A 16,411-nucleotide genomic window follows, 5' to 3' on the forward strand; every position below is an offset into this window, starting at 1 on the left:
CTCAGCGGCCCTCCTCGTCGGCGAAGGACGCCTGGTACTCGGCGAACCGGGCGCGCTCCTCGTCCACCAGCGCGTGCCCGTCCGCGTAGACATGGTCGAACATGGCCATGGTGTCCGGGTCCGGCATGGACCGGATCGCCTCGCGCACCCGGACGGCCAGCGCGTCGCTCTCCTCGTCGAGCCCGGCCAGCCAGCCGGCGTCGGCCAGGCCCTCCGTCTCCAGGTAGGTGCGCAGCCGCAGCAGCGGGTCCTTGGCCTCCCACGCCTCGCGCTCGGCGTCCTTGCGGTAGCGGGTGGGGTCGTCGGAGGTGGTGTGGGCGCCCATGCGGTACGTGAACGCCTCGACCAGGGTGGGACCCTCGCCGGCCCGGGCGCGCTCCAGCGCGGCCCGGGTGACGGCCAGCACCGCCAGCACGTCGTTGCCGTCCACCCGGACACCGGGGAAGCCGAACCCGGCGGCCCGCTGGTAGATCGGCACCCGCGACTGGCGCTCGGTCGGCTCGGAGATCGCCCACTGGTTGTTCTGGCAGAAGAACACCACCGGCGCGTTGTAGACGGCGGAGAAGGTGAACGCCTCGGCCACGTCGCCCTGGCTTGAGGCGCCGTCGCCGAAGTAGGCGATCACCGCGCTGTCCGCGCCGTCCTTGGCCACCCCCATCGCGTAGCCCGTGGCGTGCAGCACCTGGGAGCCGATCACGATGGTGTAGAGGTGGAAGTTGTTGCTGTTGGGGTCCCAGCCGCCGTGGTTGACGCCGCGGAACATCCCCAGCAGGTTGGTCGGGTCCACCCCGCGGCACCAGGCGACGCCGTGCTCGCGGTAGGTGGGGAAGACGTAGTCGTCGTCCCGCAGGGCCCGGCCGGAGCCGATCTGGGCGGCCTCCTGGCCCAGCAGCGAGGCCCACAGGCCCAGCTCGCCCTGCCGCTGCAAGGCGGTCGCCTCGGCGTCGAAGCGGCGGGTGAGGACCATGTCGCGGTACAGGCCGCGCAGCTCGTCGGGGGTCAGGTCCAGGGAGTAGTCCGGGTGCTCGACCCGCTCGCCCTCCGGGGTCAGCAGCTGTACGAGCTCGGGGCGCGCCTTCGCCGACTGCGCGCGTTTCCTGGTGCCGCCCGCCGTCGTACGCTTTCCGCTGCTGCGACGCGGCTTGCTGCGCGCGGCAGTGCTCTCCACGGTCACGTGTGCTCCTCCGTTGTCCGGCCCCCGGGGTCGCCGGGAGCCTGGGGACTCCCCACGTCCGGTGGGGAGAGGCTCACCCGGCCCGTACGGCCCCACGGGGTTGGGTGCGGCGCGGACGGAACCGAGTGGTGACAGGTGTCCCGTTCGACGGCCCGCTGCAAGCACGTTACCCAGTACCCCCGCATATCCGCGAAGGTGCGCTGACCTGCAATTTTTCTTGGAAATCCAAGTAACTGCCGGATTTTCGGAACACCACTGGTCACAGCCTCGCGAGCCGCTGGGACAAGCGCACGGTATCCCGGTACGCAGGTCACGGGAAGAGCCACGGCCGAGTGAGGCCGAACGGTGAGCCGATCGGTACACGAAAAGGACGAAGGCCTGTGAAACCCGGAGAAGGGTGCGCCGGCGGGCGGGGGGACGGTCCGGAACGGTCCGGGAGCGGTCCCGGACCGGGGCGTCAGAGGCAGAAGGCGTCACGGACCGACGGGTACCGGTCGGTCCACCACACCACCAGCGCGGCCGCCGCCGGGAACTGCGGATCGGTGCGGCGGTCCCGGAGCCGGTAGCGCCAGCGCAGCATCCAGAAGTCGTTGAGCCGCTCCCACCACACCCGGTGCACGGCCGCGGCCATCTCGTCCGCGCCCGCCCCGGCGGCGGCCCGGTAGGCGGCGGCGTAGGCGCGGATCTTGGCCAGGTCCAGGGTGCCGTCCGGCCGCAGGAAGAAGATGGCGGCGGCCCGTACGGCCTCCTCGGCACGGGGCTGGACGGCGAGCCGGTCCCAGTCCACGATCGCGACCGGCTCCGCGGGCTCCCGGTTCCGGTAGAGCAGGTTGAGCGGGTGGAAGTCGCCGTGCACCCAGCCCGCCACCGGCTCGGCCCCGGCGGGCGGGCGGCGGTGGGCGTGGCGGCGCAGCAGGGCGCGGCGCTCGCGCAGCCGGTGCTCGGCCAGTTCGTCGAAGCAGTCGCGCCGCGGACGGGCGCGGATCCTGGCGAGCAGTTCGCCGATGAGCGCGAAGGTGGCCTCGGGGTCGGCGCTGGGCTCGGCACCGTGCCCGGTGCCGGGTCCGGCGGCGTGTCCGGGCCCGGTTATGACCTGGCCCAGCCGTACGTGCACCAGGCCCAGCAGCGCCCCGAGCCGGCGGGACTGGGCGCGGGACAACTCGCCGCCGTCCCGGTGCCGGCCGTCCACCCAGGGGTGCAGGGCGTAGCAGCCGCCCGCCACGACGGCGACGGTCCGCCCGGCGGTGTCCCGGAACGGCGGGACGACCGGCAGACCGACGTCGCCGAGCCGCTCGGTGACCCGGTGCTGGTGCTCGATGCGGGCGGGGGCCCCGGGGTCCCCGTCGAGGTGGTGCTTGAGGAAGAACCGGCCGCGGGTCGTGGACAGCCGGTAGCCCCTGTTCAGCAGCCCCTGGGCCACCGGTTCGCAGGAGAGCGGCTCCCCGGCACCGAAGCGGCGCACCAGTGTGGTGAGGGTGGTACCGGGGAGGTGAGGAGACGACTGCACGCCGCGCATCGTAGGTCACACAAAGCTATCCGCCGTCACGGTGTGCGACGGAGCGCGGGACGTGGTAAAGGGGTGGGGATCAGCCGCCGCTGCCGGCGGGTTCCTCGCCCGTGCCCGCCTGGGCGCCCCCCGGGTTCCCGGCGCCCTGCTGGTCACCGCCGGCGTTGCCGCCGCCCTGGCCGCCGCCGCCCTCCGTGGTGCCCTCGGCGCCGCCCTGGTCCGCGCCCTCCGTGGTGCCCTGCTCCGTACCCTGGTCGGTGCCGCCGTTCTCCGTGCCGCCCTCGTTCTGGCCGCCGTCGCCCTCGGTGCCGCCCTGGTCGGCGCCGTCGGTGGGGGCGTCGGTCTGCGGGGGCTCGGAGGTGGGCGGCTGCTCGGGGGTCCAGTTGCCGCCGCCGCTGTTGTCGTACTGGCCGCCGCCCGTGCCGCCGGGGTTGGTCTCCTCCCGGGTGGGCTCCTCCGTCTTCTCCTCGGGCGTGGGCTCCCCGGAGCTCTCCCGCTGGGTCGGCGCGGTGGGGCTCTCGCTGGGCTTCTGCGGGCTGCCGCCCCCGTCCTCGCCGCCCTGGGCGGCGAGGAAGATGCCGGCGGCGATGGCGAGGACGGAGAAGAAGGCGATCAGTCCGTACTTCAGCCCGCTGCCGCCCCGGCCCCCGTCACCGTGGCCGCCGCCCGAGCCGTAGGCGGGGGTGTCGTACGAGCCGCCGCCGGGGTTGCCCATCAGCAGCGGGGGACCGATCCGGGTGGCGTCGCCGCCGGCTCCGCCGCCGTAGCCGCCGTCGCCCTGCGCCCCGTACGCGGCGGGGGCGCCCATGGCGGGCGTGGCGCCGGTGGCGAGCACCGCGCCGGTGTTCCACAGCCCGCCGGTGTGACCGCCCTGCTCCTGGAGCATGCGCAGCGCGTACTGCACCAGGCCGCGCATCTCCTCGGCGGTCTGGAAACGGTCGTCCGGGTCCTTGGCGAGCGCGCGCATCACCAGGCCGTCGAGCTCCGGCGGCACCGCGTCGGTGACCTGTGACGGCGGCACCGGGTCGTCCTGGACATGCTGGTAGACCACCGAGAGCGGGGTCTCGCCGGTGAACGGCGGGCGCAGCGCGAGCAGTTCGTAGAGGAGGCAGCCCACCGCGTACAGGTCGGAGCGGGCGTCCACCGTCTTGCCGAGCGCCTGCTCGGGGGAGAGGTACTGCGGGGTGCCCATGACCATGCCGGTCTGGGTCATGGTGGTGGACGCGCCGTGCAGGGCGCGGGCGATGCCGAAGTCCATCACCTTCACGGCACCGGTGTCCGTGATGATGACGTTGGCGGGCTTGATGTCCCGGTGGACGATGCCGTGCTGGTGGCTGTAGGCGAGTGCCTCCAGCACCCCGGAGACGATGACCAGCCCCTGGTCGGGCGGCGGCGCCTCGGCGTTCAGGAGGATGTCGCGGATGGTGCGGCCCTCGACCAGCTCCATGACGATGTACGGCACGGTGTTGCCGCCGACCGTGTCCTCGCCGGAGTCGTAGACGGCCACCACGGCATGGTGGTTGAGCCCGGCGACGGACTGCGCCTCGCGGGTGAAGCGCGCCTTGGACACCGGGTCCTCGGCGAGGTCGGAGCGGAGCAGCTTGACGGCGACCGTCCGGCCGAGGCGCACGTCCTCGGCGGCGAACACCTCCGCCATGCCGCCGCGGCCGAGCCGGTGGGTGAGCCGGTAGCGTCCGTCGCCCACCACGCCGCCGCTGGGCCAGTACTCCGGGGAGTCCGACGATCCCGAAAAGCCGGACGAACCGGGCGATTTCGACGAACCAGATGTGTTGGACACCCCACCAGCTGTCTCGTCGGGCTCCGAAGGCCCTCCGGCGGCTTGTGTCTGTGCCATCAGTCCTCGCCGTAGATCAGGTCCGCGTGAACGCGGATCCGTACGCTCTGCTCCTCGTGCACGCTAACAGGGTCCGGGTACCGAACCCCTCGGCGGAGCGAAGAGAGCGGTGCGGGTGACGGTGCGGAGAGCGGTGTGCCGGTAACGGGCCATCCAACCGGTTCGGGCCGCGAACTGGCAAGTTACGATGCCGGACGCCCCGGTCCGGCGCCGGTGACACGTATGCGCGCATCCGGTCACGGAACGGGCAAGCGGCTTGACGTGTCGGTCCGCTGGGGCAGACTTGCGGGTGAATTCGCGTGTCCCGGCCCGTCGCACCGGCACGGGCACCGAAGGCCAGCGACAGAACAACCGTACACGCGCAGGCCCACAGCGGCAGTCGCGGCGCCGAGGGGGAAGCAGTCAGATGAGCGACGACGGCGCACAGGCCGGTCAGCACCGGGGCCGTACGGTAGGCGGCGGACGCTACCAGCTCCGCACACTGCTCGGCGAGGGCGGCATGGCCTCGGTCCACCTCGCCCACGACTCAGTGCTCGACCGCCCGGTCGCGGTCAAGACCCTCCACACCGAGCTGGGCCGCGAGGCGTCCTTCCGGGAGCGCTTCCGCCGCGAGGCCCAGTCGGTCGCCAAGCTGACGCACACCAACATCGTCTCGGTCTTCGACTCCGGCGAGGACGTGCTGGACGGCGCGCCGGTGCCGTACATCGTCATGGAGTACATCGAGGGCAAGCCGCTGCGCAGCGAACTCGACGAGGACGTGGCGCGGTTCGGCGCGATGCCGAGCGACAAGGCGCTGAAGATCGTCTCCGAGGTGCTGGCCGCCCTGGATGTCAGCCACGAGATGGGCCTGGTGCACCGGGACATCAAGCCGGGCAACGTGATGCTGAACCGGCGCGGCGTCGTCAAGGTGATGGACTTCGGCATCGCCCGCGCGATGCAGTCCGGGGTCACCTCGATGACCCAGACCGGCATGGTCGTCGGCACCCCGCAGTACCTCTCCCCCGAGCAGGCGCTGGGACGCGGCGTGGACGCCCGTTCCGACCTGTACTCGGTGGGCGTCATGCTCTTCGAGCTGCTCACCGGACGGCTCCCCTTCGACGCGGACTCGCCGCTGGCCATCGCCTACGCGCACGTCCAGGAGGAGCCGCCCGTCCCGTCCGCCATCAACCGCTCGCTGCCGCCGGCGGTGGACGCGCTGCTCGCCCGGGCCCTGCGGAAGAACCCCGACGAGCGGTTCCCGACGGCCGAGGCGATGCGCGAGGAGTGCGAGCGCGTCCGGAACGCGCTGGCGGCCACGAACACCACCCCGACGATCGTCGGAGGGGTGCCGGGCGGGCAGAGCGGCGCGGCGGTCGCACAGTCGGTCTTCCCGCCGGTGGACGCGGGCCGCACCCCGCCGCCGCCGAGCGTGCAGCCGTACCGGCAGCCCCAGCCCCACCCCCAGAACTACGGCTATCCGCAGCAGGGTTACCAGACCCCGACGCCGGGCCCGTACGGCCATCACCAGGGTGGCGCGGCCACCCCGCCGCCGTACACCATCTCGCCGCAGCCGGGTGGCGGGGGCGGCCGGAAGAACACGAGTCTGGTCGTCGGCTCGGCCGTCGCGGCGATCATCGTCGTCTCCGCCGTGATCGTCGCGATAGCCCTCAGCAACAGCGACGACGGAGGCGGGAAGCAGGCCGGCGGCGACCCCAGGCCCGACCGGACCACGGAGCAGCCCGCGGGCACCGGCGGCGACACCGGCGGCCAGCAGAAGACCGACGACGACACCGACACCGGCAGCACCGGCGACGACCCCGATGACGACGGTGACGACGGCTTCAAGGACGAGGACCCGTCCAAGACCATCGACCCGGCCAAGTGCACGGACGCCTCGGACAGCTTCATCGAGAAGGGCAAGAAGAGCATGCCCGACCTGACCTTCAAGCACCTGGACTCGGTGAAGGACTGCATCCGCAAGGCGGGCTGGATCCTGGGCGACGTGGAGTACGAGGACGAGAACCTCTACGGCAAGAACACCGTCCTCAAGCAGACCCCGACGGCTTACGGCGCGCTCGACCCGAAGAAGGACCGGATCACCCTGACCGTCTCCACGGGCAAGCCTGCCTCCTGAACCGGGGCCCCGGCCCCGCGGCAGCAGCGGTCACGGGCCGGGCCCGGTACGCGGATCGGTCCGCGTACCGGGCCCGGCCCGTGGGTGTGTACGGCTGTGTCCGTCCGCCCCGGAGAGGGGCGAAGGCGGCCGGAAGCGGTCAGAAGTACCAGAGGTGTCAGAGGTAGGGGCCGGAACGGATCTGCTGGCCGTGTCCCTCGCTGTCCTTGTCGTCGGGCAGCGCACCGGCCGGGAGGGCCCTGCGCATCTGCTCCAGCTGGGCACGGGCCGCCATCTGCTGGGCGAACAGCGCCGTCTGGATGCCGTGGAACAGCCCCTCCAGCCAGCCCACCAGCTGGGCCTGCGCGATGCGCAGCTCGGCCTCGGAGGGCAGCGCCTCGTCGGTGAACGGCAGCGAGATCCGCTCCAGCTCCTCGATCAGCTCGGGGGCCAGGCCGTCCTCCAGCTCCTTGACCGAGCTGGCGTGGATCTCCTTGAGGCGGGCCCGGCTGGCCTCGTCCAGCGGGGCCGACTTGACCTCCTCCAGGAGCTGCTTGATCATGCTGCCGATCCGCATGACCTTCGCGGGCTGCTCGACCATCTCCGTCACGGGGAGCTCACGCGGCTCCTCGTCGGCCTCCCCCTCACCGCCCGTGCGGCCGGTGCTGCCGAGAGCCATTCCGTCCGGGCCGACGACCAGGACGTGCTGCCCCTCCTGCGGCCGTTCGTTCATAGGCTGTGTCATACCTCCATTCTGCATGCCCGGCTGTCCCGTCCGCGCGGCGATCCCGGGGATCGCCGCGCGGACGGAGCGGCCGGGCCCGGACGGCACCGCGCCGCTCAGCGGCGCAGGCGCAGAGCGAGGGACGCGAGCCCGAGACCGATGAAGGCCATCCCGGCGCCGAGCGGCAGCACGGGCAGCAGTTGCTCGGTCGCGGACGCGGCGGCGTTCCGGGTGCGATCGGTGTTCCGCCCGTCCCCGTTCTCGTCCTCGTACTGGTAGTCGTCGTAGAGCCGCTCGGCGCCGGTGCCGTCCTCCCGGTGGCCGACCTGCTCGGGCAGGGGCTGCCGGGGGTGCCGCGCCTGCTCGGCGGACGTCCGGTCGGCGGGCTGCCGCTCCGCGGTCCGGCTCTCCTCGGACGTGCCCTCGGTGCCCCCGGTCTTCCGCTCCGACTCCGTGCCGGACGGTTCGCCGGAGGGCTCACCGGTCTCCGTCTCCGTCTCCGTCTCCGTCTCCGGGCCGGAGGTGGGAGTGGGATCGGGGGTCAGACTGGCCGGCGGCGAGGACGGCGCGGGACTGCCGGACTCCTCCGGCGGCCACGACGGCGAGCCGGTCCCTCCCGGGGACGAGGGCCGGCGGGTGCCGGACTCCTCGTCGCCGGAGGGCTCGGCGGACCGGGACGCGGAGGAGGACGAAGACGGCGGCTTCGAGGACTTCGAGGGCTTCGACGACTTTGAGGGCTTCGACGACCTCGACGGCTTCGACGACTTCGACGGCTCGGTGGACCGGGAGGCCTCCGACGACTTCGAGGGGGGCACGGATCTGGGGTCCACCGCGCTCTGACCGAAGTGGGGAACGGCCGCCGGTTGCTGGGCGGCCGCGGCGACGGGTGCGGAGAGCAGCACCGTCGCGCAGACCAGCAGGCTGATCGCGGCTGTTCGCACCGCCTTGCCCCCTCACGTACCAGGCATCCGATCGTGTGACAAGAGTCACACGGACACGTGGTCCCGGCATCCCGGAGACCGGGATCGACGGGCTCAGACCGTGAGAACGACCTTCCCCACGTGACCGCTTCCTCCGAGTACCCGGTGAGCCCCGGATGCATTACTCATCGGCAGCGTCCGGTCCACGACGGGACGCACCCGCCCGTCCGCGAGCAGCGGCCAGACGTGTTCCCGCACGGCCGCGACGATCTCCGCCTTCTCCGCCGCCGGGCGGGCGCGCAGGGAGGTGGCCGCGACGGTGCCGCGCTTGGCGAGCAGCGCCCCCAGGTGCAGTTCGCCCTTCACCCCGCCCTGGAGGCCGATGACGACGAGCCGGCCGCCGGTGGCCAGCACCTTCACGTTCCGCTCCAGGTACTTCGCGCCGATGATGTCCAGGACGACGTCGGCGCCCTTCCCGCCGGTGGCCTCCTTCACCTCGGCGGCGAAGTCCTGTTCGCGGTGGTCGACCAGGATGTCCGCGCCCAGCTCGGCACAGCGCGCCAGCTTGTGCGGGCTCCCCGCGGTGACCGCCACCGTGGCCCCGGCCGCCTTCGCGAGCTGGATCGCCATGGTGCCGATGCCGCTCGCCCCGCCGTGCACCAGCAGGGTCTCCCCGGCCCGCAGCCCGGCGAGCATGAAGACGTTCGACCAGACCGTGCAGGCGACCTCGGGGAGCGCGGCGGCGGTGACGAGGTCGAGCGGTCCGTCAGGGGTGTCGGGCGGCGGCAGCAGCTGCCCGGCCGGCACCGCGACCTTCTCGGCGTACCCGCCGCCGGCCAGCAGCGCGCACACCTCGTCGCCGACCCGCCACCCGGCGACGCCGGGGCCGAGGGCGGCGATCCGCCCGGAGCACTCCAGCCCGGGGTACGGCGGGGCGCCGGGCGGCGGGTCGTAGTGGCCCTGCCGCTGGAGGAGGTCGGCCCGGTTGACGCCGGCGGCCACCACCTCGACGAGCACCTCGCCCGCGCCGGGCTCGGGATCGTCGACCTCGGTCCAGGCCAGGACGTCGGGGCCGCCGGGTTCGGTGACGGTGATCGCGTGCACGGTGCGGTACTACCTCCGCGGTTCCTGGGGGATGACGGTGGTGGAGGAGGGCGAGGCGCGGCGGATGACGACGAGGCGGTCGGTGAGTTCCAGGGTGGCCGCCTCCGGGTCGTCGAAACCCAGCACCCGGTGACCGCGGAGCACGGAGACCACCAGGTCCTTGCACTCGCGCGGGGAGCGCCCGGCCTCGGCCTTGGTGACCGGCCGCTCGGTCAGGTTCAGGCCGGTGCCCTGGTGGATCAGGTCCTCCATCACCGCGCCCGCGCTCGGGCTGAGCATGGACATGCCCAGCAGACGGCCGGCGGCACTGGCGCTGGTGATCACGGAGTCGGCGCCGGACTGCCGCAGCAGCGGCGCGTTCTCCTCCTCCCGCACCGCCGCGACGATGCGCAGATTGCGGTTGAGCTGGCGGGCGGTGAGCGTCACCAGGACCGCGGTGTCGTCCCGCTGGGTGGCGATGACGACCTGGGCCGCGCGCTGCGCCTCCGCCTTGAGCAGCACGTCGCTGCGGGTGGCGTCGCCGATGACGCCCGTGTAGCCGTCGGCGTTGGCCGCGTCGATGACCTTCCGGCTCGGATCGACGATCACTATGCGGTCCTGGGAGGTGCCGCTGGAGATCAGCGTCTCGGCGGCGGAACGCCCCTTGGTGCCGAAGCCGACGATGACCGTGTGGTCGCGCAAGGAGTACCTCCAACGGGCCAGGCGGATCTGCTCGCGGGTCCGCTCGGCCAGCACCTCCAGGGTGGTGCCGATCAGGATGATCAGGAACAGCACGCGCAGCGGGGTGATGACCAGGACGTTGACCAGGCGGGCGCCGTCGGTGACCGGGGTGATGTCGCCGTATCCGGTGGTGGAGAGCGTGACGGTGGCGTAGTAGAAGGCGTCCAGCAGGGACACCTCGCCGTCCGCGTTGTCCGTGTAGGACTCGCGTTCGAGGTACACCAGCAGGACCACCGCCAGCAGGACGAGCATCGCCGCCGCCAACCGCCGCAGCACCTGGCGCAGCGGCCCGGCGACGGGCTCGGGCAGCAGCACCCGGTGCTGCTGCTCCTCGGGCGGGGAGATGTCCTTCATGCCCTCACTCATGCCCACGGGAGTCTCAGAAGGGGTACGCCGGCGCCGGTGGCGGCACCGCCGGGCGGTACGGCCGCCAGCGCCGTGGCCGTGGCGATGCCGCGGAGCATCGCGGGGCCGGCGAAGCGCAGGGGACGTACGCCGCGGCCATCCTGCACGACCGGCACCAGCCGGGTGTCACGGGGGTGGCCGTGCACCTCCGCCAGGAGCGGGGCGGTGGGGAGGGCGGTGTCCGCGGGCGGGTCCGGGGGCGCGGTGCCGGGGGCGGCGCGCAGCAGCGGCTCGGCGAGGGTGAACAGCCCGGAGACGGCCGCCAGGGGGTTGCCCGGCAGCCCGACCAGGTGCGCCCCGCCGGGCAGCCGGGCCAGCAGCATCGGATGGCCGGGGCGTACCGCCACCCCGTCCACCAGCAGCTCCGCGCCCAGCCGGCGCAGCGCGGGATGGACGTGGTCGACGGGCCCGGCGGCCGTACCGCCGGTGGTGACCACCACATCGGCGGTGGTGGCGGCCAGCGCGGCGTCCAGCGCGGCGGCGTCGTCGCCGAGCCGGCGCACGGCCGTGACCTCGGCGCCCAGGGCCGTCAGCCAGGGGCCGACCATGGGGCCGAGCGCGTCGCGGACCCGGCCGCCCCGGGGCGGGCCGGAGGTCAGCAGTTCGTCGCCCAGCACCAGCACCTCGGCGCGGGGACGGCGGACGACCGGCAGCCCGTCCCGGCCCGCGGCGGCGGCCAGCCCCAGCACGGCCGGGGTGACCGGGACTCCGGCGGGCAGCAGTTCGTCGCCCGTGCGGCACTCCTGGCCGCGCGGGCGGATGTCGGTGCCGTGCGACGGCGACCGGGAGGAGTCCCGGTCCAGGCACAGCCGTCGCCCGACGACCTCGCCGTACTCGGAGCGCAGTACGGCGGTGGTGCCCGGCGGCACCCGGGCGCCGGTGGCGATGGGGACGGCGCGGCCGTCCGGCAGCGGGGCCGGGTCGTCGGTGCCGGCCAGCACCCCGGGGCCGCCGTCCGCGGCGAGCTCCCACGGCCCGGGACCGGAGACGGCCCAGCCGTCCATGGCGGAGGTGTCGAACGCCGGCAGGTCGGTGAGCGCGGTCAGGGGGGCGGCGAGCCGGTGGCCGAGCGCGTCGGCCAGGGGCACGGTGACGGGCTCGGGCGGCCGGCGGGCCGCACCGGCCGCCGCGGCGGCGGCCCGGGCCCGGGGCCAGTCGGTGTGGCCCCGGCGGTGTCCGGCACCGGTCCCCTTCACCGGGTGACCCGGGTCCTCCGGAGCCCTCCCGGGTTCCGGGCCGGGGTCGGGACCGGGTACGGCGGCGGGGTGGCGGCGGCCGTCGGCCAGGGCGAGGGCGTCGGCCAGTTCGTCGCCGCTCATCCGGCGTCCGGCCCCCGCTCCGCGGTCCCCTTCTCCGCCCCGGTCTCCGCCTCCGCCGCCCAGCGCCGGGCGAGTCCGGCGGCCCGTCGGGCGGTCTCGGCGACGTCCTCGGCGCTGCCGCCCGCGCGGGCCGCCGCGTAACCGACCAGGAAGGTCGTCAGCGGGGCGGCCGGCCGGGCCACGCCGTGCGCGGCGTCACGCGCCAGATCGAGCAGGAGGGCGTTGTCGACGTCGAGATCGATCCCGAGTTCGGCCTTGGCCGCGGTCATCCATTCGTTCAGCACACGCCCATGCTCCCTGATCCGGGAGCGGGCCGACGCGAGGTCCCCCCAGGTGTCGCAGTCCCGGGCCGCCTCGGGGTCGGCGGGCGCGACGCGGCGCAGCGCCAGCTCGTCGGTGAGCAGCCGCAGCGGGAGGTTGGCCGGGCGGCCGTGCTCGGCGGCGAGCAGGGCCAGTTCACGGCGGAGCGACTCGGTCCGGTAGGCGCCCAGCAGGGGCTGGTCGCGGCCGTCGGACACGATCACTCCGTCACCGGGCCCGGTGAGGGCGCCGTCGAGGCCGTCGAGCAGGGCCCGTACGGTGGCGGCCGTCAGGAACGGCAGATCGGCGGAGAGCAGCAGCACCGTGTCCCGCTCGACCCGGCGCAGCCCGGCGTCGAGCGCGGCCAGCGGCCCGCCGCCGGGCGGCTGCTCGCGCACCCAGTCCACCGGGCGGTACGTGGGCCGCCGGGGGCCGACGACCACGGTCCGCGCCGCGTCCGCGCAGGCGTGCAGCACCCGGTCGAGCAGGGACCGGCCCCCCACGGTGAGGGCCGGCTTGTCCGTCCCGCCGAGCCGGCGGGCCGCGCCGCCCGCGATGACGACGGCGTCGTAGGCGTGGCTCATGCCACGAGTATCGCCTTCACAGCCCGCGCAGCAGCACGGCCGGGTGCTCGACGCAGTCGGCCACGTACCGCAGGAAGCCGCCCGCCGTGCCGCCGTCGCACACCCGGTGGTCGAAGGTGAACGAGAGCTGGACGACCCGGCGTACGGCCAGCTCGCCGCCGTGCACCCACGGCTTGGGTGCGATACGGCCGACGCCGAGCATCGCGGCCTCGGGGTGGTTGACGATCGGGGTCGAGCCGTCCACCCCGAACACGCCGTAGTTGTTGAGGGTGAAGGTGCCGCCGGTCAGCTCGGCCGGTTTCAGCGTCCCCGCCCGGGCGGCCGCGGTGAGGCGGGCGATCTCCGCGCTCAGCGCGGCCGTGTCCCGGGCGTGGGCGTCGCGCACCACGGGCACCACCAGCCCGCGTTCGGTCTGGGCGGCGAAGCCCAGGTGGACGGCGGGCAGCCGGACGATCTCCCGGGCGGCGGTGTCCACGGTGGCGTTCAGCTCGGGGAAGCGGGCCAGGGCGGCGGTGCAGATCCGGGCGAGGAGCGCGAGCAGGGAGATCTCCGGGCCTCCGCCGTGCTCGTTCATGGCCCGGCGGGCGGCGAGCAGTTCGGTGGCGTCGGCGTCCACCCAGCAGGTCGCGTCGGGGATCTCGCGCCGGGAGACGGTCAGCCTGTCGGCGACCGCGCCGCGCAGTCCGCGCAGCGGGATCCGCTCGCCCTCCGGCGCGGGCCGTCCGGCGGCGCTGTCCGGCGCGGGGGCCGGGGCGGCGGTCCGGCTCTCCCGTACCGCCCGCACCGCCCGCTCGACGTCTGCCCGCAGGATCAGGCCCCGCGGCCCGGAGCCGGGGACGCGGCGCAGGTCGATCCCGTGCTCCCGGGCGAGCCGCCGCACCAGCGGCGAGATCACGGGCACCGTCCCCGGTTCGGGCGCGGTGGACACCGGGGCGGGGCCGGTGGCGGGCACGGGGACGGTCCCGCCGCCGGAGGGGACCGGGGCCGGCCGGAGCCGGCGGCGGCGTGCCGCGGGGGCGGCCGTGCCGTAACCCACCAGCACGTTCCCCGACCGCTCGGGCTCCCCGGCCCCGTCCGACCCGTTCACCCCGTTCACGGCGGATGCCGCCGACGCCCCGACGGCCACCGTGACCAGCGGCGCCCCGACGGGGACCTCGTCCCCCTCCGCGCCGAACCGGGCGGTGACCACCCCGCCGTACGGGCAGGGCACCTCGACCACCGCCTTGGCCGTCTCCACCTCCACCACCGGCTGGTCCACGGCGACGACCTCCCCCACCGCCACCAGCCAGCGGACGATCTCGGCCTCCGTCAGCCCCTCGCCCAGATCGGGCAGGGCGAACTCGCGGACCTCCGGCATCACCGGCCACCCCCCTCGAAGGCCCCGGTGTCCCCGGCGTCCGTCCACTCCGACTCCCACTGCAGCCGGGCGACCGCGTCCAGCACCCGGTCCACCCCGGGCAGGTGGTGGCGCTCCAGCATGGGCGGCGGATAGGGGATGTCGAAGCCGGCCACCCGCAGCACCGGCGCCTCCAGATGGTGGAAGCAGCGCTCGGTGATCCGGGCGGCCAGCTCACCGCCCGGCCCGCCGAACTCCCCGGACTCGTGGACGACGACGGCCCGCCCGGTGCGCCGCACCGAGGCGCAGACCGTCTCGTCGTCCAGGGGGACCAGCGAGCGCAGGTCCACGACCTCCAGGTCCCAGCCCTCCGCGCGGGCGGCCTCGGCCGCCGCCAGGCAGACCGGCAGCGAGGGCCCGTAGGTGACCAGCGTCGCGGACGTGCCCCTGCGGCGGACGACGGCGCGGCCGACGGGCGGCACCGGCTCGGGCGCCGCGGGCGACCAGTCGGCCTTCGACCAGTACAGCCGCTTGGGCTCCAGGAAGACCACCGGGTCGTCGGAGGCGACGGCGGCCCGCAGCAGCCCGTAGGCGTCGGCGACGGTCGCCGGGGTCACCACGTGCAGGCCGGGGGTGGCCAGGTAGTAGGCCTCGGAGGAGTCGCTGTGGTGCTCCACTCCGCCGATCCCGCCGCCGTAGGGCACCCGGATCGTGATCGGCAGCGGCAGCGCGCCCCGGGTGCGGTTGCGCATCTTGGCGACATGGCTGATGAGTTGCTCGAACGCCGGGTAGGCGAAGGCGTCGAACTGCATCTCCACCACCGGCCGCAGCCCGTACATCGCCATCCCGACGGCCGTGCCCAGGATCCCGGCCTCGGCCAGCGGGGTGTCGGCGCAGCGGTCGTCGCCGAACTCGGCCGCCAGCCCGTCGGTGATCCGGAAGACGCCACCGAGCGTGCCGACGTCCTCGCCGAGTACGTGGACGGCGGGGTCCTCGGCCATGGCGTCGCGCAGCGCGCGGTTCAGGGCCTGGGCCATGGTGGCGGTCGTGCGGACGGCCGCCGCCCCGGTGCCGCCGGGCCCGCCCCCGGTCTCGGTCGCGGTGGTCGTCACCGTCCCTCGCCCCCCTTCTCCTCCTCGGCCGCCGGCTCGGCGGAGCTCCCGGCGGCGCTCCCGGCCTCCTCGGCCTCCCGCTCGGCCGCCAGCTCCGCGCGCAGCCGGGCGGCCTGCTCCCGCAGCTGCGCGGTCGGCTCGGCGTAGACATGGGCGAAGAGGTCCGCCGGATCGAGCGCCGGGTCCCGGTGGAGCTCCTCGCGCAGCCGGGCGGCCAGTGCCTCGGCCTCGCGCTCGGCCCCGGACCGCAGCTCGTCGTCGAGCCAGCCGCGGGCGTCCAGCTCGCGCTCCAGCAGCCCCACGGGGTCGTGCTCGCGCCATGCCGCCACCTCCGCCTCGTCCCGGTAGCGGGTGGCGTCGTCGGCGTTGGTGTGGGCGTCCAGCCGGTAGGTGACGGCCTCCACCACGGTGGGGCCGTCGCCGCGCCGGGCGCGGGCCACGGCCTCGGCGAGCACCCGGTGGACGGCGGCGGCGTCGTTGCCGTCCACCAGCCGGCCGGGCATCCCGTAGCCGACGGCCTTGTGGGCCAGCGAGGGCGCGGCGGTCTGCTTCGCCAGCGGCACGGAGATCGCGTAGCCGTTGTTCTGGACGAGGAAGACGACCGGGGCGCGCCAGACGGCGGCGAAGTTCGCCGCCTCGTGGAAGTCGCCCTCGCTGGTGCCGCCGTCGCCGGTCAGGGCCAGCGCCACCACGTCCTCGCCCTTGAGGCGGGCGGCCCGGGCCAGCCCGACGGCGTGCGGGAGGTGGGTGGCCAGCGGGGTGCACAGCGGTGCGACCCGGTGGGTGCGCGGGTCGTAGCCGGTGTGCCGGTCGCCGCGCAGCAGCCCCAGCGCCTGTACCGGGTCCACCCCGCGGGCGACGGCGGCGAGGGTGTCGCGGTAGCTGGGGAAGAGCCAGTCGCGCTTCTCCAGCACCAGCGCCGCGGCCACCTGGCAGGCCTCCTGCCCGGTGGAGGAGGGGTAGACGGCGAGCCGCCCCTGCCGGGTGAGCGCGGTGGCCTGCCGGTTGTAGCGGCGGCCCGCCACGAGGTGCCGGTAGAGCCGCCGCAGCAGCCCGGGGTCCAGCTCGGCGCCGGTGCCCAGCAGCCGGTACGGCTCGCTCTCCGGCAGCAGCGGCCCGGGGTCGGCGCGCGGTCGGCGGGTCGCGGGGGTCGGTGCGGGACGGCGGGCGCCTGACTGCTCCAGGACGGTCATACGGGGCACCTCCGGTAGGGGGCGTGGCGTGCCGGGAGCCGCGAGGGTGAGGGACTCCCCCTACCG

13 protein-coding genes are annotated in these 16,411 nt (G+C 74.7%); 1 reads left to right on the forward strand and 12 read right to left on the reverse strand.

From position 1 onward, the window contains the following. Position 1 precedes the first annotated feature (1 nt). From pdhA (V1L54_RS08525) to V1L54_RS08535, 3 genes are all read right to left on the reverse strand, one after another. On the reverse strand, positions 2-1,174 hold the full coding sequence (gene pdhA, locus V1L54_RS08525; RefSeq protein WP_330117298.1) for a pyruvate dehydrogenase (acetyl-transferring) E1 component subunit alpha: 1,173 nt from the start codon (positions 1,172-1,174) through the stop codon (positions 2-4). Positions 1,175-1,631: 457 nt separating this feature from the next. Then, on the reverse strand, positions 1,632-2,681 hold the full coding sequence (locus V1L54_RS08530; protein WP_330117299.1) for a phosphotransferase: 1,050 nt from the start codon (positions 2,679-2,681) through the stop codon (positions 1,632-1,634). A 79-nt stretch (positions 2,682-2,760) separates the two neighbouring features. Next, positions 2,761-4,536, reverse strand: coding sequence for a protein kinase domain-containing protein (locus V1L54_RS08535; RefSeq protein WP_330117300.1), 1,776 nt, complete (start codon positions 4,534-4,536; stop codon positions 2,761-2,763). A gap of 406 nt (positions 4,537-4,942) precedes the next feature. On the opposite strand from V1L54_RS08535, the gene V1L54_RS08540 reads away from it, so the two are divergent. Further along, on the forward strand, positions 4,943-6,649 hold the full coding sequence (locus V1L54_RS08540; protein ID WP_330117301.1) for a protein kinase domain-containing protein: 1,707 nt from the start codon (positions 4,943-4,945) through the stop codon (positions 6,647-6,649). A gap of 157 nt (positions 6,650-6,806) precedes the next feature. Here V1L54_RS08540 and V1L54_RS08545 read toward each other — a convergent pair whose 3' ends face one another. The 9 genes from V1L54_RS08545 to pdhA (V1L54_RS08585) all read right to left on the reverse strand — a co-directional run bounded on the left by V1L54_RS08545 (position 6,807) and on the right by pdhA (V1L54_RS08585) (position 16,345). After that, positions 6,807-7,373 carry a bacterial proteasome activator family protein gene (locus V1L54_RS08545; RefSeq protein ID WP_330117302.1) on the reverse strand — a complete coding sequence of 189 codons (567 nt, stop codon included), beginning with the start codon at positions 7,371-7,373 and terminating at the stop codon, positions 6,807-6,809. Positions 7,374-7,468: 95 nt separating this feature from the next. Further along, entirely contained in the window at positions 7,469-8,293 is an 825-nt protein-coding gene (locus V1L54_RS08550; protein WP_330117303.1) for a hypothetical protein, read from the reverse strand. A gap of 93 nt (positions 8,294-8,386) precedes the next feature. Next, positions 8,387-9,376 (reverse strand): NAD(P)H-quinone oxidoreductase, encoded by a 990-nt coding sequence (locus tag V1L54_RS08555; protein ID WP_330117304.1) that lies wholly within the window; start codon positions 9,374-9,376, stop codon positions 8,387-8,389. A gap of 9 nt (positions 9,377-9,385) precedes the next feature. Further along, the gene (locus V1L54_RS08560) at positions 9,386-10,462 is read right to left on the reverse strand and encodes a potassium channel family protein (protein WP_330117305.1); all 1,077 of its coding nucleotides are present in this window, start codon (positions 10,460-10,462) and stop codon (positions 9,386-9,388) included. Beyond that, positions 10,459-11,820 carry a molybdopterin molybdotransferase MoeA gene (locus tag V1L54_RS08565; protein WP_330117306.1) on the reverse strand — a complete coding sequence of 454 codons (1,362 nt, stop codon included), beginning with the start codon at positions 11,818-11,820 and terminating at the stop codon, positions 10,459-10,461. The genes V1L54_RS08560 and V1L54_RS08565 overlap by 4 nt, the downstream gene beginning before the upstream one ends. Continuing rightward, positions 11,817-12,704 (reverse strand): NTP transferase domain-containing protein, encoded by an 888-nt coding sequence (locus V1L54_RS08570; RefSeq protein ID WP_330117307.1) that lies wholly within the window; start codon positions 12,702-12,704, stop codon positions 11,817-11,819. The genes V1L54_RS08565 and V1L54_RS08570 overlap by 4 nt, the downstream gene beginning before the upstream one ends. 16 nt (positions 12,705-12,720) lie before the next feature. Next, entirely contained in the window at positions 12,721-14,061 is a 1,341-nt protein-coding gene (locus V1L54_RS08575; protein WP_330117308.1) for a dihydrolipoamide acetyltransferase family protein, read from the reverse strand. Further along, the gene (locus V1L54_RS08580; RefSeq protein ID WP_330117520.1) at positions 14,061-15,077 is read right to left on the reverse strand and encodes an alpha-ketoacid dehydrogenase subunit beta; all 1,017 of its coding nucleotides are present in this window, start codon (positions 15,075-15,077) and stop codon (positions 14,061-14,063) included. The genes V1L54_RS08575 and V1L54_RS08580 overlap by 1 nt, the downstream gene beginning before the upstream one ends. A 71-nt stretch (positions 15,078-15,148) precedes the next feature. Continuing rightward, positions 15,149-16,345: a pyruvate dehydrogenase (acetyl-transferring) E1 component subunit alpha gene (pdhA, locus tag V1L54_RS08585; protein ID WP_330117309.1), complete on the reverse strand. Its 1,197-nt coding sequence runs from the start codon at positions 16,343-16,345 to the stop codon at positions 15,149-15,151. Positions 16,346-16,411: the final 66 nt, after the last annotated feature.

Origin of the sequence: Streptomyces rubellus (genome assembly GCF_036323805.1) — a bacterium.
In the GTDB taxonomy this organism is placed as follows: domain Bacteria; phylum Actinomycetota; class Actinomycetes; order Streptomycetales; family Streptomycetaceae; genus Streptomyces.

Coding starts and splice junctions, on each gene's coding strand:
- V1L54_RS08535 (WP_330117300.1), bottom strand. CDS start 4,536: ATGGCACAGACACAAGCCGCCGGAGGGCCTTCGGAGCCCGACGAGACA.
- V1L54_RS08540 (WP_330117301.1), top strand. CDS start 4,943: ATGAGCGACGACGGCGCACAGGCCGGTCAGCACCGGGGCCGTACGGTA.
- V1L54_RS08545 (WP_330117302.1), bottom strand. CDS start 7,373: ATGACACAGCCTATGAACGAACGGCCGCAGGAGGGGCAGCACGTCCTG.
- V1L54_RS08560 (WP_330117305.1), bottom strand. CDS start 10,462: ATGAGTGAGGGCATGAAGGACATCTCCCCGCCCGAGGAGCAGCAGCAC.
- V1L54_RS08565 (WP_330117306.1), bottom strand. CDS start 11,820: ATGAGCGGCGACGAACTGGCCGACGCCCTCGCCCTGGCCGACGGCCGC.
- V1L54_RS08570 (WP_330117307.1), bottom strand. CDS start 12,704: ATGAGCCACGCCTACGACGCCGTCGTCATCGCGGGCGGCGCGGCCCGC.
- V1L54_RS08575 (WP_330117308.1), bottom strand. CDS start 14,061: ATGCCGGAGGTCCGCGAGTTCGCCCTGCCCGATCTGGGCGAGGGGCTG.
- V1L54_RS08580 (WP_330117520.1), bottom strand. CDS start 15,077: ATGGCCCAGGCCCTGAACCGCGCGCTGCGCGACGCCATGGCCGAGGAC.
- pdhA (WP_330117309.1), bottom strand. CDS start 16,345: ATGACCGTCCTGGAGCAGTCAGGCGCCCGCCGTCCCGCACCGACCCCC.